At 44.6% G+C, this 25867-nt stretch carries 25 protein-coding genes; 16 read left to right on the top strand and 9 right to left on the bottom strand.

Going from position 1 to position 25867, the window contains the following annotated elements:
- Positions 1-40 precede the first annotated feature (40 nt).
- A complete protein-coding gene (locus CLV31_RS11545; protein WP_111393047.1) occupies positions 41-2077 on the top strand; it encodes a glutamine--tRNA ligase/YqeY domain fusion protein in 2037 nt (678 codons plus the stop codon).
- A 499-nt stretch (positions 2078-2576) separates the two neighbouring features.
- On the opposite strand, the gene CLV31_RS11540 is transcribed toward CLV31_RS11545, so the two are convergent.
- From CLV31_RS11540 to CLV31_RS11530, 3 genes are all read right to left on the bottom strand, one after another.
- Entirely contained in the window at positions 2577-4739 is a 2163-nt protein-coding gene (locus CLV31_RS11540) for a xanthine dehydrogenase family protein molybdopterin-binding subunit (protein ID WP_111393046.1), read from the bottom strand.
- A gap of 3 nt (positions 4740-4742) precedes the next feature.
- The gene (locus tag CLV31_RS11535; protein WP_111393045.1) at positions 4743-5201 is read right to left on the bottom strand and encodes a (2Fe-2S)-binding protein; all 459 of its coding nucleotides are present in this window, start codon (positions 5199-5201) and stop codon (positions 4743-4745) included.
- A gap of 140 nt (positions 5202-5341) precedes the next feature.
- Positions 5342-5764 carry a DoxX family protein gene (locus CLV31_RS11530; RefSeq protein ID WP_146250894.1) on the bottom strand — a complete coding sequence of 141 codons (423 nt, stop codon included), beginning with the start codon at positions 5762-5764 and terminating at the stop codon, positions 5342-5344.
- Positions 5765-5891: 127 nt separating this feature from the next.
- Here CLV31_RS11530 and CLV31_RS11525 point away from each other — a divergent pair, with 127 nt between their 5' ends.
- The 3 genes from CLV31_RS11525 to hrpB all read left to right on the top strand — a co-directional run bounded on the left by CLV31_RS11525 (position 5892) and on the right by hrpB (position 10241).
- Positions 5892-7040 (top strand): Gfo/Idh/MocA family protein, encoded by a 1149-nt coding sequence (locus tag CLV31_RS11525; protein WP_111393043.1) that lies wholly within the window; start codon positions 5892-5894, stop codon positions 7038-7040.
- A gap of 100 nt (positions 7041-7140) precedes the next feature.
- Positions 7141-7644: a DUF2911 domain-containing protein gene (locus tag CLV31_RS11520; protein ID WP_111393042.1), complete on the top strand. Its 504-nt coding sequence runs from the start codon at positions 7141-7143 to the stop codon at positions 7642-7644.
- Between the two features lie 110 nt (positions 7645-7754).
- On the top strand, positions 7755-10241 hold the full coding sequence (hrpB, locus tag CLV31_RS11515) for an ATP-dependent helicase HrpB (protein ID WP_111393041.1): 2487 nt from the start codon (positions 7755-7757) through the stop codon (positions 10239-10241).
- Here the strand turns inward: hrpB and CLV31_RS11510 are convergent.
- Positions 10225-10860, bottom strand: a complete 636-nt coding sequence (locus CLV31_RS11510) for a hypothetical protein (protein WP_111393040.1) — start codon at positions 10858-10860, stop codon at positions 10225-10227. The genes hrpB and CLV31_RS11510 overlap by 17 nt on opposite strands.
- A 39-nt stretch (positions 10861-10899) precedes the next feature.
- On the bottom strand, positions 10900-11421 hold the full coding sequence (locus tag CLV31_RS11505; protein WP_111393039.1) for a HEAT repeat domain-containing protein: 522 nt from the start codon (positions 11419-11421) through the stop codon (positions 10900-10902).
- A 48-nt stretch (positions 11422-11469) separates the two neighbouring features.
- On the opposite strand from CLV31_RS11505, the gene CLV31_RS11500 reads away from it, so the two are divergent.
- Positions 11470-12174 (top strand): hypothetical protein, encoded by a 705-nt coding sequence (locus tag CLV31_RS11500; protein ID WP_111393038.1) that lies wholly within the window; start codon positions 11470-11472, stop codon positions 12172-12174.
- A gap of 68 nt (positions 12175-12242) precedes the next feature.
- Here the strand turns inward: CLV31_RS11500 and CLV31_RS11495 are convergent, their stop codons facing one another.
- The 3 genes from CLV31_RS11495 to CLV31_RS11485 all read right to left on the bottom strand — a co-directional run bounded on the left by CLV31_RS11495 (position 12243) and on the right by CLV31_RS11485 (position 14109).
- On the bottom strand, positions 12243-12620 hold the full coding sequence (locus CLV31_RS11495; RefSeq protein WP_111393037.1) for a TM2 domain-containing protein: 378 nt from the start codon (positions 12618-12620) through the stop codon (positions 12243-12245).
- A complete protein-coding gene (locus CLV31_RS11490) occupies positions 12613-12918 on the bottom strand; it encodes a DUF2752 domain-containing protein (protein ID WP_111393036.1) in 306 nt (101 codons plus the stop codon). The genes CLV31_RS11495 and CLV31_RS11490 overlap by 8 nt, the downstream gene beginning before the upstream one ends.
- A 108-nt stretch (positions 12919-13026) precedes the next feature.
- Positions 13027-14109, bottom strand: coding sequence for an oxygenase MpaB family protein (locus CLV31_RS11485; protein ID WP_111393035.1), 1083 nt, complete (start codon positions 14107-14109; stop codon positions 13027-13029).
- A gap of 49 nt (positions 14110-14158) precedes the next feature.
- Between CLV31_RS11485 and CLV31_RS11480 the strand changes: the two genes are divergently transcribed.
- Complete coding sequence (locus CLV31_RS11480; RefSeq protein WP_111393034.1) at positions 14159-15052, top strand: TolB-like translocation protein; 894 nt, start codon at positions 14159-14161, stop codon at positions 15050-15052.
- 26 nt (positions 15053-15078) lie between these two features.
- A complete protein-coding gene (locus tag CLV31_RS11475) occupies positions 15079-15990 on the top strand; it encodes an SMP-30/gluconolactonase/LRE family protein (RefSeq protein WP_245943383.1) in 912 nt (303 codons plus the stop codon).
- A gap of 68 nt (positions 15991-16058) precedes the next feature.
- On the opposite strand, the gene CLV31_RS11470 is transcribed toward CLV31_RS11475, so the two are convergent.
- The gene (locus CLV31_RS11470; RefSeq protein WP_111393032.1) at positions 16059-16769 is read right to left on the bottom strand and encodes a DsbA family oxidoreductase; all 711 of its coding nucleotides are present in this window, start codon (positions 16767-16769) and stop codon (positions 16059-16061) included.
- Positions 16770-16912: 143 nt separating this feature from the next.
- On the opposite strand from CLV31_RS11470, the gene CLV31_RS11465 reads away from it, so the two are divergent.
- From CLV31_RS11465 to CLV31_RS11425, 9 genes are all read left to right on the top strand, one after another.
- Positions 16913-17068 (top strand): zinc ribbon domain-containing protein, encoded by a 156-nt coding sequence (locus CLV31_RS11465; protein ID WP_111393088.1) that lies wholly within the window; start codon positions 16913-16915, stop codon positions 17066-17068.
- A 14-nt stretch (positions 17069-17082) separates the two neighbouring features.
- Entirely contained in the window at positions 17083-18327 is a 1245-nt protein-coding gene (locus CLV31_RS11460; protein ID WP_111393031.1) for an aminotransferase class V-fold PLP-dependent enzyme, read from the top strand.
- 389 nt (positions 18328-18716) lie between these two features.
- Positions 18717-19400 carry a GNAT family N-acetyltransferase gene (locus tag CLV31_RS11455; protein WP_111393030.1) on the top strand — a complete coding sequence of 228 codons (684 nt, stop codon included), beginning with the start codon at positions 18717-18719 and terminating at the stop codon, positions 19398-19400.
- A gap of 38 nt (positions 19401-19438) precedes the next feature.
- Positions 19439-20632: an argininosuccinate synthase gene (locus CLV31_RS11450; RefSeq protein WP_111393029.1), complete on the top strand. Its 1194-nt coding sequence runs from the start codon at positions 19439-19441 to the stop codon at positions 20630-20632.
- Positions 20625-21590 carry an N-acetyl-gamma-glutamyl-phosphate reductase gene (gene argC, locus CLV31_RS11445; protein ID WP_111393028.1) on the top strand — a complete coding sequence of 322 codons (966 nt, stop codon included), beginning with the start codon at positions 20625-20627 and terminating at the stop codon, positions 21588-21590. The genes CLV31_RS11450 and argC overlap by 8 nt, the downstream gene beginning before the upstream one ends.
- 268 nt (positions 21591-21858) lie before the next feature.
- Complete coding sequence (locus CLV31_RS11440; RefSeq protein ID WP_111393027.1) at positions 21859-22992, top strand: aspartate aminotransferase family protein; 1134 nt, start codon at positions 21859-21861, stop codon at positions 22990-22992.
- A 29-nt stretch (positions 22993-23021) separates the two neighbouring features.
- Positions 23022-23966, top strand: coding sequence for a Rossmann-fold NAD(P)-binding domain-containing protein (locus CLV31_RS11435; RefSeq protein ID WP_111393026.1), 945 nt, complete (start codon positions 23022-23024; stop codon positions 23964-23966).
- Positions 23967-23989: 23 nt separating this feature from the next.
- Positions 23990-24790, top strand: a complete 801-nt coding sequence (gene argB / locus CLV31_RS11430; protein WP_111393025.1) for an acetylglutamate kinase — start codon at positions 23990-23992, stop codon at positions 24788-24790.
- Positions 24790-25860, top strand: coding sequence for a M20 family metallo-hydrolase (locus tag CLV31_RS11425; RefSeq protein ID WP_111393024.1), 1071 nt, complete (start codon positions 24790-24792; stop codon positions 25858-25860). Before argB ends, CLV31_RS11425 begins: the two co-directional genes overlap by 1 nt.
- Positions 25861-25867 lie beyond the last annotated feature (7 nt).

Below are 25867 nucleotides of genomic sequence, written 5' to 3'. Positions count from 1 at the left end.
TCCTTTCAATTAAAGTATTTTTGAGCCTCTAATTAGCTTTATGAAAGAATCTGCAGAATCTCTGAATTTTATTGAACATATCATTGAGGAAGACTTGGCCAATGGCTTTCCGCAGGAAAAACTCCGCTTTCGTTTTCCTCCCGAGCCAAACGGTTACCTCCATATCGGCCACGCGGCTTCCATCTGTTTAAATTTTGGTTTGGGTGAAAAATACCAAGCTCCTGTAAATCTGAGATTTGACGATACCAATCCTTCCAAGGAAGAGCAAGAATATGTCGATGCCATCAAGCGGGATATCGCTTGGTTGGGTTTCCGTTGGGCCAATGAATGCTATGCTTCTGACTACTTCCAGCAGCTTCATGACTGGGCGGTGAAACTTATTAAGGAAGACAAAGCCTATGTCGATCAGCAGACTTCCGAGCAGATCGCTTCGCAAAAAGGTACACCTACAACTCCGGGAGTAGACAGCCCTTACAGAAATCGTCCGGTTGAAGAGAGCTTGGATCTTTTTCAACGGATGAAAAATGGCGAGTTTCCAGCTGGTTCCTATGTGCTGAGAGCAAAAATTGACATGGCTTCTCCCAATATGCACATGCGTGATCCAATCATGTACCGAATCATCAATGCGCATCACCATAGAACAGGAAACGACTGGTGCATTTATCCGATGTACGATTGGGCCCATGGGGAATCTGACTATGTGGAGCAGGTTTCGCACTCGCTGTGTACATTGGAATTCAAGGCTCATCGAGAGCTTTATGACTGGTATTTGGATCAGATTTATGACTCCAATCTACTCAGACCCAAGCAGCGGGAATTTGCACGCAGAAATCTGAGCTATACGGTGATGAGCAAGCGAAAGCTGCTTGAATTGGTGCAAAAGAATATTGTTTCCGGATGGGATGATCCACGAATGCCTACTATTTCGGGCTTAAGAAGAAGAGGCTATACGCCCACTTCTATCCGCAAATTCAGTGACTTGGCAGGAATTGCCAAGCGGGATAACGTGACCGACGTCTCTTTGCTCGAATTCTGTATCCGTGAGGATTTGAATAAAACTGCCACTCGAGTAATGGCAGTCCTCAATCCGGTGAAACTGGTGATCAGCAACTATCCGGAAGGTCAATCCGAAATCCTTCAACTGGAAAACAATCCTGAGGAAGCAAACTCGGGTACACATGAAGTGCCTTTCTCCAGAGAGTTATATATCGAGCGGGAAGATTTCAAAGAAGACGGAGGAAAAAACTTCTTCCGACTTTCTCTTGGCAATGAGGTTCGTCTGAAAAGTGCCTACATCATCAAAGGTGAATCAGTAATAAAAGACGATGCCGGAAATATCCTGGAAATCCACTGCACCTACGATCCGGAAACGCGTTCCGGTAGCGGAACCGAAGCCAGTGAGCGAAAAGTAAAGGGTACACTTCACTGGGTTTCGATTGCTCATGCAATCAAAGCAGAGGTAAGAGAATACGATCGTTTGTTTTTGGATGAAGCACCGGATGCTCATGAAGAGAAGGGGTTCTTGGAATTCATCAATCCCAATTCTTTGAATGTCATCAAGGAAGCCTATTGTGAGCCATTTTTGGCCAATGCTACCTTGGATGACAAGTTTCAATTCCAGCGTTTGGGCTATTTTACATTAGATCCGGATTCCAATGACGGTAAGTTGGTATTCAACAAAACCGTTGGCTTAAAAGATACTTGGGCAAAACAAAACACCCAAGCTCCGACACAAAATCAGGCAAAACCACAGGTTCAGGCTCAGCCTCAAACACAGAAAAAGGCCTTGAATGAAATTCAGCAGATTGGAAAAAAGCTGACCAATCTATCTGGTGAAAAGCTGGAAACGGCAATGAATTCCATCCGGGAATTTGCAGAAGAAGTGACTTATGAGGAATTAGAGCCCTTATTTGGAACGGCTGCCAAGAAAACCGGAACTCGAATCGCTACTATGCTGGCTTTAGGAGTCTTGTTGAACAAAGGTCAGGCTAAAAATCAGGCAATCTTGGATTTCATCGAATCTGGAAAAGCCGATGAAAATGAGATTCTGAGAGCTGAATCTGAGAAATTAAGTTGATAGATTAACAGATTTGAAAATCGAAAAATTGATCAAAAATCTTTGTTAAAAGTTACCAAACATAGCATATTAATTTAATAAAAGAGCCTCTAATTGATTTTAGAGGCTCTTTCATTTTCCAGCTGAGAAATGCACTTTACCACTAAGACATCAACTTGGGAAGACTATTTTACTAAAAGTCAAAATTCAAAAAAATTTAACCACATAGACACAATAGAAAATATAGAAGCATTGCTATTGATCTCAAAATCTATGTGACACTATGTGCCTATGTGGTAAAACTGGTTTAATCCTTAATCAACAGAAACAGGACTTAGCTCAGGCCAATGCTGCTTTTGGAAAAGCAGCATAACACCAACTCCTAAATTTAATTAATGGTAAAATCAAAAAAATGCTGCCTCCGAAGGAGCAGCATTTCAAATACTTGTGCTGAGCGATTTGTACTGAGCTTGTCGAATTAAGTCGAAGCATCAAATTTCAAACCTCAAATTTTCCAATTCTAGGCTCTTTTTATTTCCAATTTGATATCCGAAAATTCCTTTTGCTCAATGAAGGGCTGACTTCTTAGCCTTCTACCCGTTGCTGCAAAGATCGCATTGGCAATTGCACCACCTGTCGGAGGCAAAGCTGGCTCTCCCAATCCTGTTGGATCAAATCCGGAATCCACGAAATGAGTGTCGATTTCCGGTACTTCTTTCATTCGGATCAGTCGATAAGAATCAAAGTTTCGCTGCTTCGGAACTCCGTTTTCAAACGTCAAATTGGTGTACATCGCATGGCCCATACCGTCCACGATTCCGCCGCGAACTTGGTGGTTAGCTCCGGTTGGGTTGACCACCATACCGCAGTCTGTTACGGCTGTGACTTTTTTCAGAACCGGAGAACCTCCCTGAACCTCGATATCGGCCACTTGAGCCACATAGGATCGATGTGAGAAATACACGCTGAAGCCCTGCTTTACATTAGGATTTTTACCCCAGTTGGATTTCTCCGCGGCAGTTTTTACCACTCCGATCATTCGGTCCACATCGTAACCCAACTCTCCTACCGGATTGGTTTTGGCACGATTGAGCAACTCCATTCGGAGATCCACCGGATCTTTGCCGGCTGCCAAAGCAACTTCGTCCAGGAAGCTTTGCTCGGCATAGGCCAGGAAGTTGGTAATTGGAGCTCTCCAGGCATTGGTGGTGATGGTAGATTTGTGTTCGATGCTTTCGATTAGCAAGTTGTCCACCGCACCGGACGGGAAGTTATTCTCGCGAGTGGTATTTCCTGCATTCATCCCTACTCCACGGAGTTTGTATCCGATTAGGGTATTATTGGCATCCAAAGCCGCCTCGAAACGATAACGAACAGCCGGACGATAAGCACCACCGGTCAATTCATCTTCTCTACTCCAAGTAACTTTCACGGGAGCATTGATGGCACGGGAAACTTCTACCGCTTCAATGACATAATCTGCTCTCAGTCTTCGACCAAAGCCACCACCCAAACGGGTGATTTCTACGGTAATATTTTCCGGTGGAATCCCCAACAGTTGAGCCGTCTCTTGTCTTGCCCGGTCAGGGGTTTGAGTAGGTCCGACCAATTCTACTTTGTCACCTTGTACATGGGCGAAAAAGTTTTCTGGCTCCATCGGCGAATGCGCCAAGAATGGGCACTGATATTCTGCGGTGACCACTTTTGCAGCTGATTTGAAGGCAGCATCCACATTTCCATCCTTACGCTTGACTTCAGCTTTTCCTTTGGCCATCAATTCTGCAAAAAGGCGATCGTGATCTGCTGTACTTTCCACTGCGCCATCTGCTTCGTATTCTACTTTTAGCAATTTTTTGGCCTTCAAAAGGGGCCAAGTGGTATTTCCAACCACAGCTACGCTTGTTCCAAATTGCACCACATCGGTAACGCCAGAAACAGAACGAGCCGCTGAGTCGTCTACCGATTTGATTTTCATTCCGAAAGGAGCACGCTGAACCATGGCATGCTTCATTCCTTCTCTTTGGAAGTCAATTCCATAAAGCGGCTTTCCGGTATAGATATCCTTGGCATCCACGTTTTTCACCGGAGTACCAATAATTTTGAAATCCTTCTTGTCTTTCAGGGTCACCTCTTCAGGTGCAGTCATTATAGCTGCTTCGGCAACAAACTCTCCGAAATGGCCTTTTTTCCCTGATCCTTTATGAGAGATGATTCCCTTCTCTACAGTAATTTCTTCAGCAGGAACGTTCCAGGTTTTGGCGGCTGCAGCCACCAATACGAATTTTGCAGTAGCACCAGCTTTTCTCAATCTTTCCCAGCTGTGAGGCATAGCACCCGACCCACCGGTCAACTGACGATCATATTTTTCAGCATCCAGATTTGCCTGGACTACCCTGACTTTTTCCCAATCTGCTTCCAATTCCTCGGCAACCACCATTGGGAAGGAAGTCTTGATGTTTTGTCCCAGTTCTGGGTTGGGCGAATAGATTACCACATCCCCGGTAGGAGAAATGGACAGGTAGCTGTTGAAGGATTTCGCTTGAGAAAGGATCTCCTCCGTACTCAATACTTCCACCTTGGGAGAATCACAGCTAAACCAGTTGAACCCGATAAATAAGCCTCCAGCGGTCGTACCGGCTATCTTGAGAAAGTCTCTTCTGCTTGCTTTAGTAACTGTTTTCATGGCTTATTTGGTTTTGGCGGCTAAGGCTACAGCTTCTCTGATTTTATGATAAGTGCCACAACGGCAGATATTTCTGTTCATCGCGTTGTCGATCTCTTCCATGCTTGGATTGGGATTTTGTTTCAAGAATGCTGCGGCATTCATGATTTGGCCAGCCTGGCAATAGCCACATTGGGCGACATCTACTTCTTCCCAAGCTTTTTGTACGGGATGATTACCCTCTTCCGACAAGCCCTCTATGGTGGTCACTTCAGAATTGCCTACACTGGAAATCGGAGTCACGCAAGAGAAAGTGGCTTTCCCGTCCACATGTACGGTGCAGGCGCCACATTGGGCAATACCGCATGAAAATTTGGTACCGACCAATCCCAAGTTGTCGCGAAGCACCCACAAAAGCGGGGTATCATCTTCGACGTCCACCGTTTGGGATTTGCCGTTGATTTTGAGGTTATAGTTTGCCATGGTTTTAGAGTTATTTCTGAATTTCAATTTAGACAAATAATCTGTTGATCACAGGGAAATTCATTGGAATTGACTGATAATATGATGAGTTGCAAATAAGATCCACCAGAGAGGATTAGGATGATTTTGGCTGAAGAAACTCATGAATTTCTTCTCAAATTATTCAAAATGAAATAATCTAAAGAAAGCTTACCGCAGCCTGTCAAATAAAGAATCAGAGAAAACAGAAAATAGTTGAAGGGCAATTCTGCCTCTGAGTAAATGGCTGCTGAATGGGCAAAAAGCACTGCTATTCCCATAGTAAAAGTCATCATCCATGCCCCAAAACGAAAACCCAGCAGGATCAATATCGCAGCAGCAAACTCTGAAATTTGAGAGGCATAGGCTAATACCAAAGGTTGAGGCCAATTCAAACTTTCTAAAAAATTGGCAAGCTCTGGTACTTTTCCATAAAATAGGTAACTGCCACTATGCTTAAGCATGATCATTCCAAGCCAAATCCGAATCAGGAGAATCGCTTCGTCTAAATACTTGATTTGATAGAGTTTACTAAGGCAATTCATAGAGAAAACTTCCAATTGAAACCAATTTCCATGTTTTTTAGCCAAAAACTCATTTTTTCAGCACTGTTTCTTGATAAATATTTATTTATCTTCGATCCTTCTGTTTTTTTAACAAAACCCTAAACCTATGTCTCAGACCATCAAAGCGGCCATCGTAGGTACCGGATTTATAGGTCCGGCGCACCTCGAAGCCCTGAGAAGAATTCCCAATGTCGAAGTAGTTGCCTTGGTTGAAGTCAATCAAGAATTGGCCAATGAAAAAGCCAAAATGCTTGGAATACCAAGAGCGTACACCTTTGATGAAATGCTAAAGCAGGCCGATATCGATGTGGTTCACATCTGTACGCCCAACTTTCTCCACTACTCCCAGGCCAAAGCGGTCATGGAGGCAGAAAAGCATGTCATCTGCGAAAAACCTCTGGCAGTAAAAATTCATGAAGCAGAGGAACTTGTCAAAATAGCCAGTGCCACAGGTCTAGTCAATGCGGTTCACTTTAATCTCCGGTACTACCCCATGGTCCGTCAGATGAAAGTGATGCGTGAAAAAGGTGAGCTAGGAGAAGTTTACTCGATCATGGGTTCTTACCTTCAGGATTGGCTCTTCCTTCAGACGGACTACAACTGGAGATTGGAGCCGGACAAATCCGGGGATTCACGAGCTATCGCTGATATCGGTTCCCATTTGCTAGACATCACCGAGTATGTGACCGGATTGAAAATCACCGAAGTAATGTCTGATTTCTCAACCGTACATAAGACCCGATTGAAGCCACTTAAGCCCATTGAGACCTATTCCGGTAAAATGCTGACCATGGATGATTACCAAGAGGTACCCATCAATACCGAAGACCACGCCACGGTAATGCTCCGCTTCGACAACGGCTCCAAAGGTTCCATCACGGTATCTCAGGTAAATGCGGGACGCAAAAACAGATTGAATATCGAGATCGCAGGCTCCAAGTCCAATTTTGAATTCAATTCAGAGCGACCAAACGAACTCTGGATCGGTAAGCGTGAAAAAGCAAATGAGCAGCTGATGAAAGATCCTTCCCTCTTCCACAGAGAAGCCTCTTCCCTGATCAGCTTCCCAGGCGGACACAATGAAGGCTTCCCGGATACTTCCAAGCAGATGTTTAAGGAAGTTTATGCCGCGATTGCTACAGGCAAACAGCCGGAAAATCCAAGCTTCCCGACCTTTGCAGATGGTCTGAGAGAATTGATCATCGGAGAGCGTATTGTGGAAAGCAACAAAAAACAAGCTTGGGTGAAGATTTAATTAAAAATTGTTAAGCCTTTTCAATGCCACTTGAAAAGGCTTTTTCTTTATCTCAATTTGCATCAAATATCTTCTGACACATAACTAAACCTAATTCTTTATGAACTTCAAAAATTCAATTTTAACTCTTGCCTTGATGGTATTTTCAGCTTTGGCTTTTGCCCAGGAAAAAGCAAGTCCAGCCAGAACTGCAGAAGGTACTGCGGCAGGAAGCAAGATCACCATCAAATACTCCTCCCCTGCTGTCAAGGGCAGAACCATTTGGGGAGATTTGGTTCCACTCGGACAAGTGTGGAGAGCAGGTGCTGATGAAGCTACCACATTCACCACTTCTAAGGACATCACTGTGGAAGGCCAAAAACTTCCTGCAGGCACCTACAGCTTCTTTATTATTCCTGGTGAAAGCCAGTCGACCCTGATTTTCAATAAAGTAGCCAAGCAATGGGGAGCCTATAACTACGATGCCAAAGAAGATCAACTTCGCGTAAACGTACCTTCACAGCAAACTTCCACCATGGAAGAAAGACTGGTGTATGAAGTGAAGCCTGATTCATTTGAGATCCGCTGGGAATACGGAAAAGCTGCTGCAAAAATCGGCTCTTGATTTTCTTTCCAGGAATTGAAAATGCCACCGGATGAAAATTCGGTGGTTTTTTTGTGCCTTTTTGATCTTGAATCTGGGTTGGCAATTTCCAAGACGTAAATTTGCGCCACATGTCTAAATTCAATCCTTTTTTATTTGACCTGCCCGTTTCGGAGATCATTCCTGAGGTCAAAAACCATCTCTCCTCTTCCAATTCCCTGATTATTCAAGCTCCTCCAGGGGCAGGGAAAAGTACACTTCTTCCTTTGGCACTTTTGGATGAATCATGGCTAAAAGGAAAGAAAATCATCATGTTGGAGCCTCGCCGATTGGCTACCAAAAGCATTGCCCAGCGAATGGCCGACATGCTTGGGGAAGAAGTCGGAAAAACAGTGGGCTATAGAATTCGATTTGAGTCGGCCATTTCCAATCAAACCAGACTGGAAGTGATTACCGAGGGGATTCTCACCCGAATGATGCATCAAGACAATGCCTTGGAAGAGGTAGGATTGGTGATTTTTGACGAATTCCATGAGCGGAATCTTTTTTCTGAGGTTGCCTTGGCTTTGGCTAGAGAGGTTCAACAAGTGCTCAGGCCGGATTTGAGAATTCTGCTGATGTCTGCCACCATTGACGCAGAGCAGCTTTCCCAGCTCTTGGGTTCCAAAGTCATTCAAAGCCAAGGCAGACAATACCCTGTTGAAGTCAATTACCTCAGTGAAGTCGACGAATATGCCATCGGTGAGGACACAGCCCGACAGATCATTCCCTTGACCAAAAAGCATGAAGGCGATTTTCTGGTCTTTTTGCCGGGACAGGGTGAAATCAAAAAAACCGAAGAAATTCTCAAAAGAGCGCTTCCTGAAGATATCATCGTTCCACTCTATGGGCAGCTTTCTCCATCGGAGCAAAACCGGGCCATTCTTCCCCATCCTTCCTGTAAGAGGAAAATCGTCCTGTCCACCGACATTGCCGAGACCTCACTCACCATAGAAGGCGTTCGAGTGGTGGTAGATTCCGGTTTTGCCAAATCCAACCGATTTGATCCTCGATCCGGACTTTCGCGCTTGGTTCTGCATCGTATCAGCAAGGATTCCGCTGACCAACGAAGTGGACGGGCAGGTAGATTGACTGCCGGTCATTCCTACCGTCTGTGGACCAAAGCCATTCAAGCTCAGTTGGCAGAATACCGTACTCCGGAGCTTTTGGAAGCTGATTTAACTTCGTTGGTACTGGACATGAAGGCCTGGGGTAAAGACGATATTCGATCCATGACTTGGCTGACTCCCCCTCCTGCCGGTACCTTGGCACTTTCCGAAAAAGTATTGGAGGCCATCGATGCCGTGGAAGATGGAAAGCTCACAGTGCATGGTAAGGAAATCCATCAATTGCCTGTTCACCCCCGAATCGCTCACATGTTGATCTTTGCCAAGCGGATGAATCAATTAGCTTTGGCTACGGATATCGCTGCTGTGTTGGAGGAAAGAGATCCGCTTCCGGCTGAAGCTGGCGTGGATTTGAATTTGAGGATCGATGCCTTGAGAAAATTCCGAGATCGGGGTGTAAGCATTTCCCGAATCAAAAAAATCGAAAAAGTAGCCGCTCAGTATCGCCGTCTATTCAACATTCAGCCCGAGAATAAACCGGCTGATCCTTGGGCCACAGGGCTACTTTTGGCCTATGCCTATCCGGAACGGATCGCAGCGGCTCGGCCTGGAAATAATGCTCAGTTTCAGCTTTCCAATGGGAAAATCGCCCAAATCGGTCACCGGGATGATTTGGCGCACGAATCCTGGCTGGCTGTGGCCCATGTGGATGCGAGAGAAGGAATGGGGAAAATCTGGATGGCGGCTCCGCTCAACCCAAAAGACTTAGCACCTATGCTAAAAACCAAGGAAGTCTTGGAATGGGATCGAAAAAAAGGGGGATTGATTGCTCACTCCGAAATCCGGATTGGTGCTATCATTTTGGGCACTAGACCTCTGCAGAAATTCGACAAGTCACTGGCAAAACAGGCCATTCTGGAAGCAACCCAAGAAGAAGGCCAATTCCTGCTTGAATGGAATGAAGAGGTCATGCAATTGATTTTTCGAGTGCAATGCCTCAAAAAATGGAATCCAGATCAAGATTGGCCAGAATGGTCGGTTGAAATCCTTTGCCAAACATCCCCTGAATGGTTGGAACCTTATTTGGAGAATATTTCCAAAAACGAGGATTTCAAAAAATTGGACCTGAGTCAAATTCTCCTTCATCACCTTTCATTTGAGCAGCAACAACTTTTGGAATCTTTGGCTCCAGCTAAAATCTCCGTGCCCTCAGGCAGTCAGATCAAACTGGAGTACAAAGAGGACGGTGCTACTCCCCTTCTTTCTGTTCGACTTCAGGAGTTGTTCGGACTTTTGGATACGCCCAAAGTCAATCAGGGTAAAGTGTCTGTTTTGATCGAAATGCTTTCACCCGGATACAAGCCTGTCCAGCTCACTCAGGATTTGAAAAGCTTTTGGGCCAATGGGTATTTCGAAGTGAAAAAAGAGCTGAAAAGACTTTATCCCAAGCATGAGTGGCCCGAAGATCCCATCAGCGCTGAGGCGGTGAGAGGAGTTAAGAAGCGATTTTGATCTCCAAATGGTCCAAATAATCCAAAAGCTGAAGAAACGAAGCAATAGTAAAAGGAGTCATTTCTTTTCTCTTGATTTGCTCGAGATAGAGCTGTCGCAGATTTAAGTAATCCGGGGAATTATACAACCGAGCGAGGGTTACTCCTCTGAAGGCATGGTATACAAAATTTTGGGTTTGGAATGGGAATTCTCCATGCGAAGCGAAGGCTAATTCGAGATTTTTAGGTTCAATCATTTCATCCATCCAAGGGAAGCCATGCTTGATGAAAAAGTTTTCAGCTGACAAAATACAATCTGATATTGGCTCAGAATCTTTGAGTACATATCGTCTGGGATATTCGGAACTGATTAAATCCGGAGATTGAATTAAGGTTATCGATCGACTGGCATAATCGCTTAGCGTAGGAAGAAACTTGTGGATGATAGATTCTACGGCATGAATCCTTACTCCCAGCTTATATTCCAGATAAGTTGCATCTGGATATTCGGTGTAATGGACAAAAATTACCTGATTTCCCTGAGGAAAGGATTTTTCAAACAGGAAATTTTGGGGATGAAACTCAAACCCAAAATCCTTAAAAAAACCATAATGTAAATCGATGACCTCCTCTTTCCTCATACTTTTTAAACTGAGTAAAAGAGCAAATGTTGTGTTGGACTAGGAGAATAATTCTTTCAATTCCTGAAACATAGGTTCTACTTCAGATTTTTTCAGTGCCAAACTTCCCTCGTCTTCCGGATTGTGCAGGTAGTGATTCCAGTGCTTTTCCGCTTTCCGGATCGTTCTGGGAGTAATTTCAAATTCGACGCTGTCCAGGTAATCCTTGGCCAAGGTGGAAGCCTTAAAACTGCCAAACAGGTACACCCTAAAAATATCCACAAAGCGTTCGGCCAAATCAAATTCCTCTAAAATCTGTGTGAATGCCCCCTGTATTGACTTATTTTTTTTATCAAATATCGCCTCAAAAACCGCATCCAATGACTCCTCATTCCACTGGGTTTTGGAAAGCGCCCGACAGGCTAAGTAGGCAATTTCCCAATTGTCTCCCTTTACCAAGGAGATGAGGTGGTCTTTGGTCTCTTCATCAGCCATCATTCCCAATTTATCGGCAAAGTGATAAGCTTCGTCTTCCTTGGGGTCGCACATCCGATTAAGAACTTTTTGGATTTCTTCCTGCATGATTTTTCGGTTTCTTTGCACAAAGATAGCCTAAATGGCTTCCCCATCATGACGATTCCTCAATCCATTTTATTAAGTCCAAGCCAAGCAGAGCAAGTTCTTTTGACTGCGAGGGAAGCCAAATGGATAGTTGGCTACTCAGGAGAAAAACATCAATTGGTAATCGAAAATGGTCCGGATTGGATAGCCAAGATTTACCTTCCCTGGACTTGGAATTGGAACAGTCAAAAAGGGCTTTTTCCCTTGGAAGATCCACACTTTTCCTTGACTTTGATTCGGGCAGGACAAGCTGCAGTGGGCTATTTTCATCAAGGAAAACTGTTGGATCATAAAGTATTCCGAGCCTACATGGTGAGACAAAAGCAGGGGAAATCCCAAATCAAGCATCTGAAAACCAAAGGAAAATCCCGTGCAGGTTCACGAATCAGATTAGCTGAGACAGCACGTTTTTTTGAAGAAATCAACGAACGGCTTCAATCCTACTCTGCGCAGTTTCCCATGGATTTTTGGGGGATCAGTTGTGCCAAAACGATGTGGCCCTATCTCTTTTCTTCTGAGGTGACACCGCCCTTTTCTTCCAAAGATTCCAATCTCATCGAATTGCCTTTCCATATCGCACAGGCCTCTTTTGAAGAACTGGAAAAAGCAGGAGAACTTCTAGGCAGTTTTCATCTTATTCTTTCCGAAAAAGGGAAAGAATGCATTAATCTTTACCCGGAAAAAGAAGAAGAAATTGACTCTGAAAATTGGTAATAAAAAAAACCTTTGGCCTCGACAAGCGAAACCAAAGGTCAGGTTAGTGGTAAGTGTGTAAGTTTTAATTAAGCAGTGGTACTTCCATTAGTTGGAAAATGATTGGAAATCATTGCCAACGTCTCATGAGCCATTTTGATGTTGTACTCATAAGCTAGGCTCTTGTAATTGACCAAGTCCACGATGGTACCGATGAAACACAACCCGAGCGTCAAGATGTAAAGGATCCCTAAGCCTACCTGTCCCAAGATAAATCGGTGTAATCCGGCAAATCCAAAGAAACCAAGTAAAGTCAGGATCAGGATCATCTGAGAATCCTTTCTCCGTGCGCGGTATACCTGAGCAAACAGAGAAGCCTGATCTTCGTCCATATTTTTCATCAATCCCTGAATGTAGCCCAGTTCCATACCTTCCAGTTCAGGGAGATGCCTCAATACATTAGCCATAATTGTGTGTTGTTTTTAGGTTTTTGATTAAAGTCCAAATTCGGTGAAGGATCACGCCAAAGGCTAGCATTGCCAGAGGATGCATGGACCAGGAAGCCTGAATCTCTCCCCTCGCGAGGAGATTCATCGAGCGGCCTAATCCACATCCCGGACACCAACTAAAGCCCAAGCTATCCAGCGGGCAAAGGCTGAAATGATGTCCTCCATCCGGATTGATTGTGAGGATGGCTAGTAGACTGCCGATCCAAAAAATCAATTCCAGAGGAACATATCTAATCCATTTGGTGATTTCCTTCATGAGCGACAAAGTACGAAAAAGGTGCCATCTGGCAAATGTGGCTCAAATGCCCTGATTTCCGCGTTGGTGTAAAAATCCTGGATGATTAACGTACAAAAAAGTGTCCGATTATGTACGCTTTAATTCAGGGAGTCGAATTTCAAGAACTTTCCCAAACTGGTCCCGCTGTTGGGATTGAAGGGATTTCTTCAGTGCCTTATAATTTTTCCTTCCTCCGAAATTTTTCCTTCCCGAATAATCGAAGACCAATCCCAAAATCTCGCCGGGGACCTTGATTCCGGGTTTCAGGTTTAGGGCTTGGGAGGCCTCTTGACCCAAGAAAAAGGAAAGAATTCCCTCTGCTTGCGAATTGAGTACCGGATCTGGAATTGTTTTTTGGTAAAAATGTAGCAAGCCATTCACTAATCGCTGCCCCGCTTCTGAGGATTTCAAATGTCTTTTTCGGATCAGCTTATCCAGTTCGAAGGCCTCTTTGGTCGTGGTGGGCCAAAATTGAGTCTCGATTCCCATCAGTTCTCCTATCCATTTCCAATAGATCAAGACCGATTCGTACTGTTTTTCCGAAGGAGTTGCACCCATTTTCGCCAATCCCCTCAGGACGATATGGCTAAAGGCCAGATTGGTTCCTAGCATATCTTCCTGATTCACAGGTTGACCGAAAGCCAAATTCCAGTCTTTGGCATAATGGAGAATGAAATACCTGCTAAACGCATGGATCAATCGGACCTTGGCACAAACCAAATAGGCTTTGTCCTGTGTGGAAAAGGCTCCGGGACGAAATATCTCCAAAACAAAAGAAGCCGTCTCCCCCAGCCTTTCTCCGATCTGCTCCAAAATCCGGTTGGATCTGACCAAAACCTGTGCACCGTCTGCAAAAGCATAGCAATAGGGCAAGGAATAAAAACCCAACATGGCCAGGTAGAGATCACCTTTTTCCTCAAAAAAATCCTGAGCGGGTCGAAGGTGAGTTTCCGAATAATCCCTCTGTTTTTCTAAATAAAACTCAAAAAATGACTTTAATTCAATAGGGTAATTAAAAGGCATCACCTCAGGAATCACTTTCCAATTGTTGATCTCTGTAATCAAACTCGGATCTTGGACTAGTGCCGTAACTGCCTGATCGGCCAAAGGATCCTGCCTTTGCCTCAGTAGGTCAAAAACCGAATTGGTGTAAAACTGTAATTTCTCCACGCCATTCTAACCTGCATTTTGTAATTTGGTTGGCTCAGAAACTGATTTCATGCTTAAAAATATTTCACTTCTCGCATTTCTTTCTTTAGGTTTTATTCAAAGCCTTCATGCTCAGGGAGCTTCAGATCTGTGGGTGGTCGATACCGAAGGCAAAGGCGGAAAATTCAAACTCCTGACCCAAACCGCAAATCCTCTGACCAACCGCCCCGAATACGACAATCAGCCCAATTTCATCAATGACTCGGAGATGGTTTTTTCCGCCGCAGATCAAAAGGGAAATCACGACATTATTCTATATAGCTTTCGGACTGGAAATTTCACCAATCTTTCCAAATCTCCCGATCGAAGTGAATATTCTCCCAATCTCACTGACTGCAAGCAGTACATTTCGGCGGTAGTCGTAGAACCCGACGGTAAACAGCGCCTGTGGCTTTATCCGATCATAGGCGAAGCGCCTGAGCTGTTGTATGATGACATTGCCCCGGTAGGTTACTACGATTGGTATGATAATAAAGCCGCCATGTTCGTTTTGGGTGAACCTAATAGGTTGGTCTATGCCAGAGGAAAAGGTGATCTTCAGGAGATTTCAAAAAACATTGGACGGTCGGTGAAAAACCGCCCCAATACCCCTGAAATTAGCTTTCTCGATCGAAATGACCTCGAATCCACTGAGGGCAGAGAAAAGGTCGCTATCAAGTCCTTTAATCTAAAAACCAATACTTTCCGATCCTTGGGACACTCGCTGCCCGGATCCCAGGATTTGATATGGATAGATAAGAATCACCTGCTGATGGCCAAGGGAAATGAGATTTTCATCAAAAATGTTAAAGATTCAGATTGGCTTTCTCTAGGAAAAATCGAATCTTCAACCCATCAGAATATCAGCCGTATGGCTTACAGTCCCGAGTTGAACAAGCTCGTCTTTGTCATGAACCGAAACTAATACCCAAGAAACCTATGATCAAATCCATGAAATCTGCCTTTTTCTTATCAACCCTCCTTTTACTGGGAAATTCACTTTTGGCACAAATCGAAGACAAGCGGGGAATCGTAGCCAAAGGTGCTCAATTGGAAAAAGTAAAAGACGGATTCAGCTTTACCGAAGGCCCGGCGGTCAATCGTCAAGGAGACATTTTCTTTACCGATCAGCCCAATGATAAAATATACCGCTGGAACCCCAATAGCAATCAGATTACCCTTTTCAGGGAAGGTGCCGGCAGATCCAATGGCTTATATTTCCAATTGGATGGAAAACTGATTGCAGCGGCAGATCTCAACAATGAGCTATGGGAAATTGATCCCCAGACTGGAAAGGAAACAGTTCTGGTTCCTTCTTTTCGGGGAAAAAAGCTAAATGGCCCAAATGACATCTGGGTAAGACCTAAAGGAGGTTTGTATTTTACAGACCCGCTTTATCCAAGACCTTATTGGGAAGGAATCCGCGGAAAAGAAATGGAGCAAGACGGGCAACATGTCTATTTTCTTTCGGCCGACCGAACCGAACTTTTCCGAGTAGCAGAAGACCTGAAGCAGCCTAATGGAATCGTCGGCACTCCTGACGGAAAGTACTTGTACGTGGCCGATATCGGAGATAAAAAAACCTGGAAATACGAGATCCAAGAAGACGGGTATTTGACCAACAAAACGCTTTTCTGTGAAATGGGATCCGATGGAATGACCATTGATGAGCGTGGCAATGTGTATCTGACCGGAAAAGGCGTTACCGTATTTGACCGAAACGGGGAGCAAATCGCCCATATCCCGGTTCCTGAAAATTGGACTGCCAACGTCGCCTTCGGTTCTTTGACCCGAAATACGCTGTTTATTACGGCTATGGGATCAGTGTATACCCTAAAAATGAAATTCAGAGGAGTTTGGTGAAAAAGTTGGAAGACAGGAGGCGGAAGACCGAAGACCGAAGTTTTCTTCCGTCTTCGGTCTTCCCGCTTCTACCAACAATTCCCGTCCACATCACAGCTTTCTCCATCTGTGCCTGAAGCGATGTCCAATACAGGATTGTTTTTAGTGTATTCGGTCCAAGCCTTTTCCAAGGTCTGATCAAAAACATCATCCGGTTGGGCTCCCGAAATGCCGAATTTTCGATCCAATACGAAAAAGGGCACTCCCCTCACTCCGATTTGTCTGGATTCATAAATATCTTGATCTACAGCTTCTTCAAACTGGTTGGATTCAAGCATAGCTTTAATTTCCCCCTCAGGGACACCCACTTCTTTTCCAAGCTTCAGCAGAGTTTCTCCATCATCCACGTTGAGCCCGTCGGTGAAGTAAGCCTTCAGCAATCGTTCCTTCATTGCATCCTGAACCCCAAACTCATTGGCAAGGTGAATCAGACGGTGGGCGTTTTTGGTGTTGGCTACGACCGCTTTGTCGAAGTCAAAAGTCAAGCCCTCTGATTTAGCCATCTCGACGACATTGGCAGTGATTTGACGGGTTTGCTCCATGGACCAACCTTTTGATTTGGAGAGATCTTCCAAGGTGCTGACACCGGGTTTTGTTTTTTGGTCCGGATTCAACTGAAAGCTTTTCCATTCGATTTCCACTTTATCTTTGAATGGGAACTTCTGAAGGGCTTTTTCCATCTTTCTTTTCCCGATGTAACAAAAAGGACACACGACGTCTGACCAAATCTCGATTTTCATAGGATATTTTTTTTAGCTAACATATTTTTCTCATCCTGCTCATGTAGAACTGTTGACTGAGCGTCTTTTCATGGCATTTGAGAGGATTTTTACTTTACTTAAAGGACAAATCGGAAATCACCTTAAAGAGTTCAACCAAATCTGTGAAAACCAAAGAATGCCCTTCCTGCGCCATGGAAGTTGATGCTAACGCAAAAGTCTGCCCCATTTGTCAATTTGAATTCCCCAAGCGCTCCTCTTGGATTACATGGATGGCTATCTTCTTGGTGATCATTTGGCTACTTTCCTACATCATTTAAAACCACCCTCAGCTATGAATAAACGCTCTTTCCTGAAGTATTTGGCAGCTTTCGGCGTTGGAGGAAGTGTCCTTCCAGCTGCAGCAAAACCTTTTTCATTTGATCAACTTGATTGGAACGCCGAGGATATCTGGGATCAAATCCGTGCCGGCTATCGAATCAAAAGAGATTACATCAACTTCGAAAACGGGTATTACTGCTTTCTTCCTGAGGAACTATTAGAAAAGCAAATTGCTCACATTCGAGAGGTGAATTTTCAGGCTTCCCATTACATGCGTGGAGTCCAGTTTGAAAATAAAGCCAAATCGGCAGCTGCGTTAGCTGAATTGGTAGGCGCAGATCCTGAAGAAGTGGTATTGACTAGAAATACCACTGAATCCCTGGACTTGATTATATCCGGCTATCCTTGGAAGCCCGGAGACGAAGCAGTTTTCTCCAATCAGGATTATGGAAGCATGCAGACCATGTTTGAAATGGCCTCGAAGCGATGGGGAATCAAGACCGTGAAAATCGACATTCCCATGGACCCGAAAAATGACGAAGAAGTTGTCGAAGTCTACCGTAAAGCCATCACTCCAAAAACCAAATTGATGATGGTGCCCCATATCGTCAATATCACCGGGCATATTTTACCCGTCAGGAAAATTGCCGATATGGCCCATTCCTATGGAGTAGAGGTCATGCTCGATGGGGCTCATGCAGTCGGTCATTTCACCTTTAATATGCATGAGCTGGACTGTGATTACTATGGCTCCAGCCTACACAAATGGCTGAGTGTGCCATTAGGGGCAGGCATGCTGTATGTCAAAAAAGATAAAATCAGCAAAATACAGCCTCTTTTGGCTCCTTTTGATCTCAATTTAAAGACGATCGCTTACCTCAATCATATCGGAACTCATCCTGTCGCCACGGATTTGACCGTGATAGATTCGATCGAATTCCAAAATCGAATCGGCTCCAAAAGAAAAGAAGAGCGATTGAGGTTTATCCAAAAATACTGGTCGGATCAAGTCCGAAATTATCCCGGAATCAAAGTAAATACACCGGAGGATCCTACCCGTTGCTGTGGAATCGGAAACGTATGGGTCGAAAAATATACTCCGGCAGATATGGGGAAAATCCTCCTGGAGAAATATAAAATTTTCACTGCTCCCATTGATGGTTCTGGAGTCAAAGGCGTGCGCGTCAGTCCAAATATTTATACCACAACCGCTGAATGCGATCAATTGGTAAAAGCATTGAAGGAGATGGCTTCCTGAGAATTATAAAAATCAAAATCAAATCATGGCCTTTGTATCAAAATTAAAGGCCATTTTTTGTTTTATTTCCATTATTTCAACGAATCAAACAAATTTTTACAAATAAATACTTGCAATTCATTGATTGAGGTACAACATTTGCACCCTCAAACGCATGATCAAGTCTAACCCCATAGCGAATCCTTCTGCCCAGTCATCCAACATCTCGTTGGGAATGGGTGCTATGGTTAATTTTTCCCCTGTTTTGAGATTTAGGCAGACTTTTAGGGTTTGACCCTATATGCTAGTTTGTTTTCCTACGTGGAAAACACCCTCCGACTCATAGTTTCCTTAAATCTTACTTCACAAGCCCTGTTTTCTTCAGAAACAGTACAATTCATGCAATTTCCATGGAAGAAATCTCTTTCAAAATCATAGTAGCCGATTCCTCTCACAAGAAGTACTCTGAGCAGATTACTGATGAGATGGAAAATTCCGCTAAAGCCCGAGGTACCGGAATTGCCAAGCGAAGCCCAGCCTACATCGAGACCAAAATGGACGAAGGAAAAGCGGTAATTGCTTTGACTTCAGATGGAGTTTGGGCAGGTTTCTGCTATATTGAAGCTTGGGGCCACGGAAAGTTTGTGGCCAATTCCGGCCTGATCGTCGCTCCTCAATTCCGTAAGTATGGACTGGCACGAAAAATCAAACAGGAAATCTTTAAGCTCAGCCGTAAAAAATACCCTGATTCCAAAATTTTCGGTTTGACAACCGGTGCTGCTGTAATGAAGATCAACTCCGAGCTCGGATACATTCCTGTCTCCTATTCAGATCTGACTGATGATCAGGAATTCTGGAAAGGATGCCAAAGTTGCGTGAATTATGAGATTTTGATGTCGAAAAACCGTCAGAACTGTCTCTGTACCGCTATGCTTTATGATCCTCACGCCAAGAAAAATCATACTGAAGAACTAGCCTTGAGAGATGATTTCAAAAAAGAACTCAAATTATTTGACCGATGGGTCAGATTGAAAAAGTTTGTCATGCTCAAACTCACCAAATCCAAGGACACGGTAAAAAGTATTTTCCTATAAATCGTTCATCCCGTGATGGGACAAAACTTCTAGACATTATGAAAAAAGTCGTATTAGCGTACAGTGGAGGACTTGACACTACCTTTTGTGCTTTGCATCTGACCAAAGACTTGGGCTATGAAGTCCATGCAGCTATTGTAAATACAGGAGGATTTTCTTCTGAGGAATTAAAAGCAATTGAAGCCAGAGCAAAAACCCTCGGAGTAGCTTCCTTCACCATATTGGACGTGGTAGATTATTACTACGAGTCCGTGATCAAATATTTGGTTTTCGGCAATGTGCTGAAAAACGCTACTTATCCCCTTTCGGTATCTGCAGAGCGAATCGTTCAGGCAAAATCTTTGGCTGAATATGCCAAATCCATTGGCGCCAAAGCCGTAGCTCATGGTTCTACCGGTGCCGGAAATGACCAGGTTCGATTCGATATGATTTTTCAAACCATCGTGCCGGATATCGAAATCATCACGCCGATCCGAGACTTGAAGCTTTCCCGTCAGGAAGAAATCGAATACCTCAAAAAGCATGGGGTTTCCATGAATTTTGAGAAAGCAGCCTACTCCATCAATAAAGGAATCTGGGGAACTTCGGTAGGAGGAAAAGAAACTTTGACCTCTTCCGAATATCTTCCTGAGGAAGCATGGCCTACGCAAGTATCTGAACACGAGCCAAAAGAAATCAAATTGACTTTTGATCAAGGGGAATTGAAAGGTGTTAACGGAGTTACTTATGGAAATCCTGTGGATGCCATTCTGAAAGTTCAGGAATTGGCCGCACCTTATGGAATCGGTCGCGACATACACGTGGGTGATACCATTATCGGCATCAAAGGTCGAGTGGGTTTTGAGGCTGCTGCACCTATTATTATCATCAAAGCGCATCAGCTTTTGGAAAAGCATACCTTGACCAAGTGGCAGATGTTCTGGAAAAATCAGCAGGCTGAGTTTTACGGAAATCACTTGCATGAAGGACATTACCTCGATCCGGTGATGAGAAATCTTGAATCTTTCTTGGCAAGTACGCAAGAGTTTGTTTCTGGCGATGTCAGAGTATTGCTACAACCATACCGATTCACTTTGTTGGGAATCCACTCTGAACATGATTTGATGTCTTCCAAGTTTGGAAGCTACGGGGAGATGAACAAAGGCTACACCGGTGAAGATGTGAAAGGATTCACCCGAATCTTGGGTAACCAAACTGCCATTTTCCACAAAGTCAACAGCGGAAATGACTAAGATCAAAACAGCGGTCATTGGAGCGGCAGGCTACACCGGAGGTGAACTCCTTCGGATTTTGGTTCACCACCCTGCGGTCGAACTGGTATGTGTCCACTCCAATAGCCAAAACGGAAAAAAAGTCATTGAATCACATCCGGATTTGATTGGAGATTGTGAATTGGTGTTTACCGACGAAGTGCCTTCGGAAGTGGATGCCGTGTTTTTGGGCCTTCCCCATGGAGAGACCAAAGGCTTTTTGGAAGCTCACTCCTTTTCTCCGGAGACGGTCATCATTGATCTCTCCACGGATTTCAGAGACGAGTCCAATGGGTTCATTTATGGCCTTCCTGAAGTAAACTCGGCAAAAATCAAAACCGCCAAGCGCATTGCCAACCCGGGTTGCTTTGCGACGGGAATTCAATTGGCTTTGGCACCGGCGATAGCCAAGGGTTGGATCAAAGATCAAGTTCATATCAGCGGCATTACGGGTTCGACCGGAGCAGGAAAAAAGCTTGCCGAGACTTCTCATTTCAGCTACCGAACCGGCAATATGTCGGTTTACAAGCTTTTCACCCATCAGCACCTCAAAGAAATCAAGCAGACATTCAGGCAACTAAATCCTGACTTTGGGTCAGAAATCTTGTTTGTGCCTTACCGAGGCAATTTCTCCCGTGGAATTTGGGTGACAGTTTATTTTCCTTTTGAAGGATCCGAAGTCGAGGCAGTGGCAACTTACCAGGAATTCTACAAGGATGCAGCTTTTACCTTCGTGTCCACTCAGGATATCGACCTCAAGCAAGCAGTCAATACGAACAAGTGCATCCTTTATGTCCAAAAAGAAGCCGGACAATTGGTCATTTATTCAGCGATTGACAACCTACTGAAAGGTGCTTCCGGTCAGGCCGTGCAAAACTTCAATTTGGCATTTGGACTGGAAGAGAAGTTGGGACTCAATCTTAAATCAATTGCATTCTGAGACATTAGACCTAAGACATTAGATTCAAGAGGCTAGAAAAAAGAAATTAGACTCAAAACGTTCGCACTCTACAACTTTTCCAAAGTTCTAAACTTTGGAAAAGTTCTAAATTCAGGGTCAGAAGGCACTTGTTGAGAGTAAGAATTAAGAGTGAATGGATATTAAGGTGTCAACTAATATCAGGTAGCAGAGTAAATTTTAAGATCTTATAAAACGGTTATAGTTCCTAAAGATCTCATAATTCAAAAATCGTAAATCGTAATTCCCAATGAATCTTTTCGACGTATATCCCCTCATTCCAGTCACCATTGACCGCGCCGAAGGCTGTCGGCTTTGGGACGATCAGGGGCAAGAATATTTAGACCTTTACGGAGGTCATGCAGTGATCTCCATCGGTCATACGCATCCGCATTATGTGAAGCGTATCAAAGACCAATTGGACAAAATCGCCTTCTATTCCAATTCAGTGGAGATTCCAATCCAGCAGGAATTGGCCAAAAAACTTGGCCACCTCTCCTGTCTGCATGACTATCAGCTTTTCTTGGTCAACTCAGGAGCAGAAGCCAATGAAAATGCCATCAAAATGGCCTCTTTTGCCACAGGGAAATCCGGTTTCATTGCTTTTTCAGGTGCTTTCCATGGCCGAACTTCCGGTGCTGTGGCTTTGACAGACAACCCGAAAATCATAGCTCCTTGCAATGCCCGAGAGGATTTTCATATCCTTCCTTGGGGTGATTTGGACTCCGTAGAGGAAGCCCTGAAATCCAATACCATTGCCGGCATTATCATTGAAGGAATCCAAGGAGTGGGCGGAATTCAGGTTCCCGAACCTGATTTTCTTCGTGGTATTTCTTCTTTGGCTAAGAAATACGAAGCTAAATTAATCCTCGATGAGGTGCAGTCGGGCTATGGCCGAACCGGTCGATTCTTCGCGCATCAGTGGGTCGATGGCATAATGCCTGACCTGATCACGATGGCCAAAGGCATGGGCAATGGATTTCCAATCGGTGGCTTATTGATTTCTCCGGAATTCAAAGCGAGCTATGGCTTGTTGGGAACCACCTTTGGAGGCAATCACTTAGCATGCGCTGCGGGATTGGCGGTGTTGGAGGTTTTGGAACAGGAAAATCTGCAGGCAAAAGCATTGGAGCTCGGAGATCGGTTGATTGAGGAGTTGAAGATCATTCCGGGAATCATCGATGTTCGAGGAAAGGGTCTGATGATCGGGATTGACTTAGATCGAGATGCTGGCCCAGTCCGAAATGAACTGGTGAAAAAATACCACATGTTCACCGGTTCGGCTGCCGGAAAACAGACGATCCGACTTCTACCTCCTTTGTCTGTCGAATGGAATCAGTTAAATTCGTTCTTGACCGCTTTGAAAGAAATCCTAAGCAATTGAGTTTTTTAAGGTTCTTTTAACCATAAACCATGAAGTATTTTACCCAATTTGAATCCAAAGAGCTAGGTCAGGAATTGATCGATTTAGCGATTGCCTACAAAGCCAATCCACTTCTCGACCAAGCCAAAGGTCAGGGCAAGCGAGTGGGTTGCATTTTCCTCAATCCATCGCTTAGAACACGAGTTTCTACCCAAATTGCTGCTCAAAATCTGGGCATGGAAGCCATGGTGCTCAACATGGACAAGGAAGGTTGGGCCCTAGAGATGCATGAAGGTGCCATCATGAACAAAGGAACAGTGGAGCACATCAAAGATGCAGCCGGAGTCTTGGGTTCCTATTTCGACATTTTGGCGATTCGCGCTTTTCCCTCCCTGACCAACAAGGAGGAAGATATGACAGACTTTATCTTTGGTCAGTTTATCAAATACAGCGGCATCCCGGTAGTAAGTTTGGAATCAGCTACCCGTCATCCTTTGCAGAGTTTAGCCGATCAGATCACCATTCAGGAGCATTTGGTAGGAAAAAAGAAGCCAAAAGTGGTACTGACTTGGGGACCTCATATCAAGGCGATCCCGCACGCGGTAGCTAACAGCTTTGCCGAATGGTCACTCGGAATGGGACATGACCTCACAATTACTCATCCCGAAGGCTACGAACTACATCAGTCATTTACCAAAGGTGCTACCATCGAATATGATCAAAGTAAAGCCCTTGAAGATGCTGATTTTGTGTATGTTAAAAATTGGTCAGCCTTTAATGATTATGGAAAAATACTATGCACCGACTCCCGTTGGATGCTCACCGAGGATCATTTCAACAATGCACCTCAGGGAAAAGTAATGCATTGCTTGCCGGTAAGAAGAAACCTTGAGCTCTCCGATGAAATCTTGGACGGTTCACGCTCTTTGGTACAAAAGCAAGCTGAAAACAGAATTTACGCTGCCCAGGCAGTACTCAGCAAAATACTCGGTTAACTCTTTTTTTAGCTCTCAAACCTATGAAGATTTCAATTATCAAAATCGGCGGAAACGTCATCGACTTCCCGGAGAAGTTGGATGAGTTTTTGACCCTTTTCGCCAAGTTTCCCGGACATAAAATACTCGTTCACGGAGGTGGAGTCCTGGCTTCCCGATTTGGAGAAAGCATGGGCGTGATGCCGGAAATGGTCGATGGCCGTCGAATCACAGACAAAGATACCCTCGACATCGTGACCATGGTCTATGCCGGACTGATCAACAAAAACATCGTCGCCAAACTTCAGGCTTTAAAAGTAAATGCCATCGGGATGACGGGTGCAGACGGCAATCTGATCCGATCGATCAAGCGTCCGGTGAAAGGGATTGATTATGGGTTTGTGGGAGATATTCAAGAGATCAACACCGAATTATTGGACACTTTACTTAGTGCTGGACTGCAACCAGTGATCAACGCCATCACCCACGACAAAAAAGGCCAATTGCTCAATACCAATGCGGATTCTATTTCATCTGCTTTGGCTACCGGCCTGGCAAAGGACCATCATGTGAATCTTTACTTTTGCTTCAATAAGGCGGGTGTTTTGATTGATGAGAAAAATGAAAATTCCATCATCCCTCTGATCAATGAGGATATTTACGCGGAATTGCGTAAAGAAAATGTGATCCACTCCGGCATGATTCCAAAACTGGACAACGCCTTTGATGCTTTGAAAAAAGGTGTACAGCATGTCTGGATCGGGAAAGCGGAAAACCTCCTTTTGGCTGCCAAAGGAAAAACCTCCGGCACCACCATTGAGCGTCAACGATACGATCTGTACTGATGGAGGATTTCAAAAAATTGTTTGACGATGCGGTTGATTTGCTGGAAAAGCTGATTTCCACTCCTTCCTTTTCCAAAGAAGAAAAAAACACCGGAGACCTGATCGAGCAATTTTTAAAGGAAAAGGGAGTAGAGACCCATCGCGCCGGAAACAATATTTGGGCTTTTGCCACAGAGTACAATCCCGTTTTACCCACCGTTTGGCTTAACTCCCACCACGACACGGTCAAACCCAACTCAGGCTATACCAGAGATCCATTTACCCCGATTGTAGCTGATGGAAAGCTTTTTGGCCTCGGGTCAAATGATGCAGGAGGACCTTTGGTCGCACTTTTGGCCACCTTTTGCCATTTTATCGGCAAAGAGTTGCCCTTCAACTTGTTGATGATTGCTTCGGCTGAGGAAGAAATCTCAGGTCAGAACGGCATTTCTTCTCTTCTATCTCAACTTCCAGAGGCAGAATTGGCTATTGTTGGCGAACCCACTCAAATGCGAATGGCAGTGGCAGAAAAAGGCCTCTTGGTGATTGATGCCAAAATCCACGGAAAAGCAGGGCATGCCGCTCGGGAAGAAGGAATCAACGCCATCTATCTGGCCATGGAGGATTTGGAAGAAATCCGAAACTTCCAATTCAGCAAAACCTCACCTTTTCTAGGTCGTACCAAAGTCACTTGTACTGTCATCAAAGCCGGGCAGCAGCACAATGTAGTTCCTGACCTTTGCGAATATGTGTTGGACGTGAGAGTGACAGACGCATACACGCTGGAAGGAGCATTGGAAGAGCTTCAGGATATCCTTAAAGCAGAACTGACACCTCGATCGCTTCGTCTTCAGTCTTCTCATTTGCCCAACGATCACCTGATGTATCGAGTGGCAGATGAATTGGATTTGGAGACTTTTGGGAGTCCCACCCTTTCCGATCAGGCACTGATTCCCTACCCTTCGGTTAAAATCGGCCCCGGAGACTCCGCCCGTTCGCATACCGCAGACGAATACATTTACCTGGAAGAGATCAAAGCCGGTATCCAAGGCTACATCTCCATTATCAATCACTACGCAGCACTCAGCTAACTCTTGA

Source organism: Algoriphagus aquaeductus, assembly GCF_003253485.1.
GTDB lineage: Bacteria > Bacteroidota > Bacteroidia > Cytophagales > Cyclobacteriaceae > Algoriphagus > Algoriphagus aquaeductus.
This window is presented reverse-complemented; position numbering and strand designations above follow the sequence as displayed.

Coding starts and splice junctions, on each gene's coding strand:
- CLV31_RS11460 (WP_111393031.1), top strand. CDS start 17,083: ATGAATAAACGCTCTTTCCTGAAGTATTTGGCAGCTTTCGGCGTTGGA.
- CLV31_RS11545 (WP_111393047.1), top strand. CDS start 41: ATGAAAGAATCTGCAGAATCTCTGAATTTTATTGAACATATCATTGAG.
- CLV31_RS11505 (WP_111393039.1), bottom strand. CDS start 11,421: ATGCAGGAAGAAATCCAAAAAGTTCTTAATCGGATGTGCGACCCCAAG.
- CLV31_RS11525 (WP_111393043.1), top strand. CDS start 5,892: ATGTCTCAGACCATCAAAGCGGCCATCGTAGGTACCGGATTTATAGGT.
- CLV31_RS11470 (WP_111393032.1), bottom strand. CDS start 16,769: ATGAAAATCGAGATTTGGTCAGACGTCGTGTGTCCTTTTTGTTACATC.
- CLV31_RS11490 (WP_111393036.1), bottom strand. CDS start 12,918: ATGAAGGAAATCACCAAATGGATTAGATATGTTCCTCTGGAATTGATT.
- CLV31_RS11480 (WP_111393034.1), top strand. CDS start 14,159: ATGCTTAAAAATATTTCACTTCTCGCATTTCTTTCTTTAGGTTTTATT.
- CLV31_RS11520 (WP_111393042.1), top strand. CDS start 7,141: ATGAACTTCAAAAATTCAATTTTAACTCTTGCCTTGATGGTATTTTCA.
- argC (WP_111393028.1), top strand. CDS start 20,625: ATGACTAAGATCAAAACAGCGGTCATTGGAGCGGCAGGCTACACCGGA.
- CLV31_RS11535 (WP_111393045.1), bottom strand. CDS start 5,201: ATGGCAAACTATAACCTCAAAATCAACGGCAAATCCCAAACGGTGGAC.
- CLV31_RS11435 (WP_111393026.1), top strand. CDS start 23,022: ATGAAGTATTTTACCCAATTTGAATCCAAAGAGCTAGGTCAGGAATTG.
- argB (WP_111393025.1), top strand. CDS start 23,990: ATGAAGATTTCAATTATCAAAATCGGCGGAAACGTCATCGACTTCCCG.
- CLV31_RS11540 (WP_111393046.1), bottom strand. CDS start 4,739: ATGAAAACAGTTACTAAAGCAAGCAGAAGAGACTTTCTCAAGATAGCC.
- CLV31_RS11495 (WP_111393037.1), bottom strand. CDS start 12,620: ATGGCTAATGTATTGAGGCATCTCCCTGAACTGGAAGGTATGGAACTG.
- CLV31_RS11450 (WP_111393029.1), top strand. CDS start 19,439: ATGAAAAAAGTCGTATTAGCGTACAGTGGAGGACTTGACACTACCTTT.
- CLV31_RS11510 (WP_111393040.1), bottom strand. CDS start 10,860: ATGAGGAAAGAGGAGGTCATCGATTTACATTATGGTTTTTTTAAGGAT.
- CLV31_RS11475 (WP_245943383.1), top strand. CDS start 15,079: ATGAAATCTGCCTTTTTCTTATCAACCCTCCTTTTACTGGGAAATTCA.
- CLV31_RS11500 (WP_111393038.1), top strand. CDS start 11,470: ATGACGATTCCTCAATCCATTTTATTAAGTCCAAGCCAAGCAGAGCAA.
- CLV31_RS11440 (WP_111393027.1), top strand. CDS start 21,859: ATGAATCTTTTCGACGTATATCCCCTCATTCCAGTCACCATTGACCGC.
- CLV31_RS11455 (WP_111393030.1), top strand. CDS start 18,717: ATGGAAGAAATCTCTTTCAAAATCATAGTAGCCGATTCCTCTCACAAG.
- CLV31_RS11425 (WP_111393024.1), top strand. CDS start 24,790: ATGGAGGATTTCAAAAAATTGTTTGACGATGCGGTTGATTTGCTGGAA.
- hrpB (WP_111393041.1), top strand. CDS start 7,755: ATGTCTAAATTCAATCCTTTTTTATTTGACCTGCCCGTTTCGGAGATC.
- CLV31_RS11530 (WP_146250894.1), bottom strand. CDS start 5,764: ATGAATTGCCTTAGTAAACTCTATCAAATCAAGTATTTAGACGAAGCG.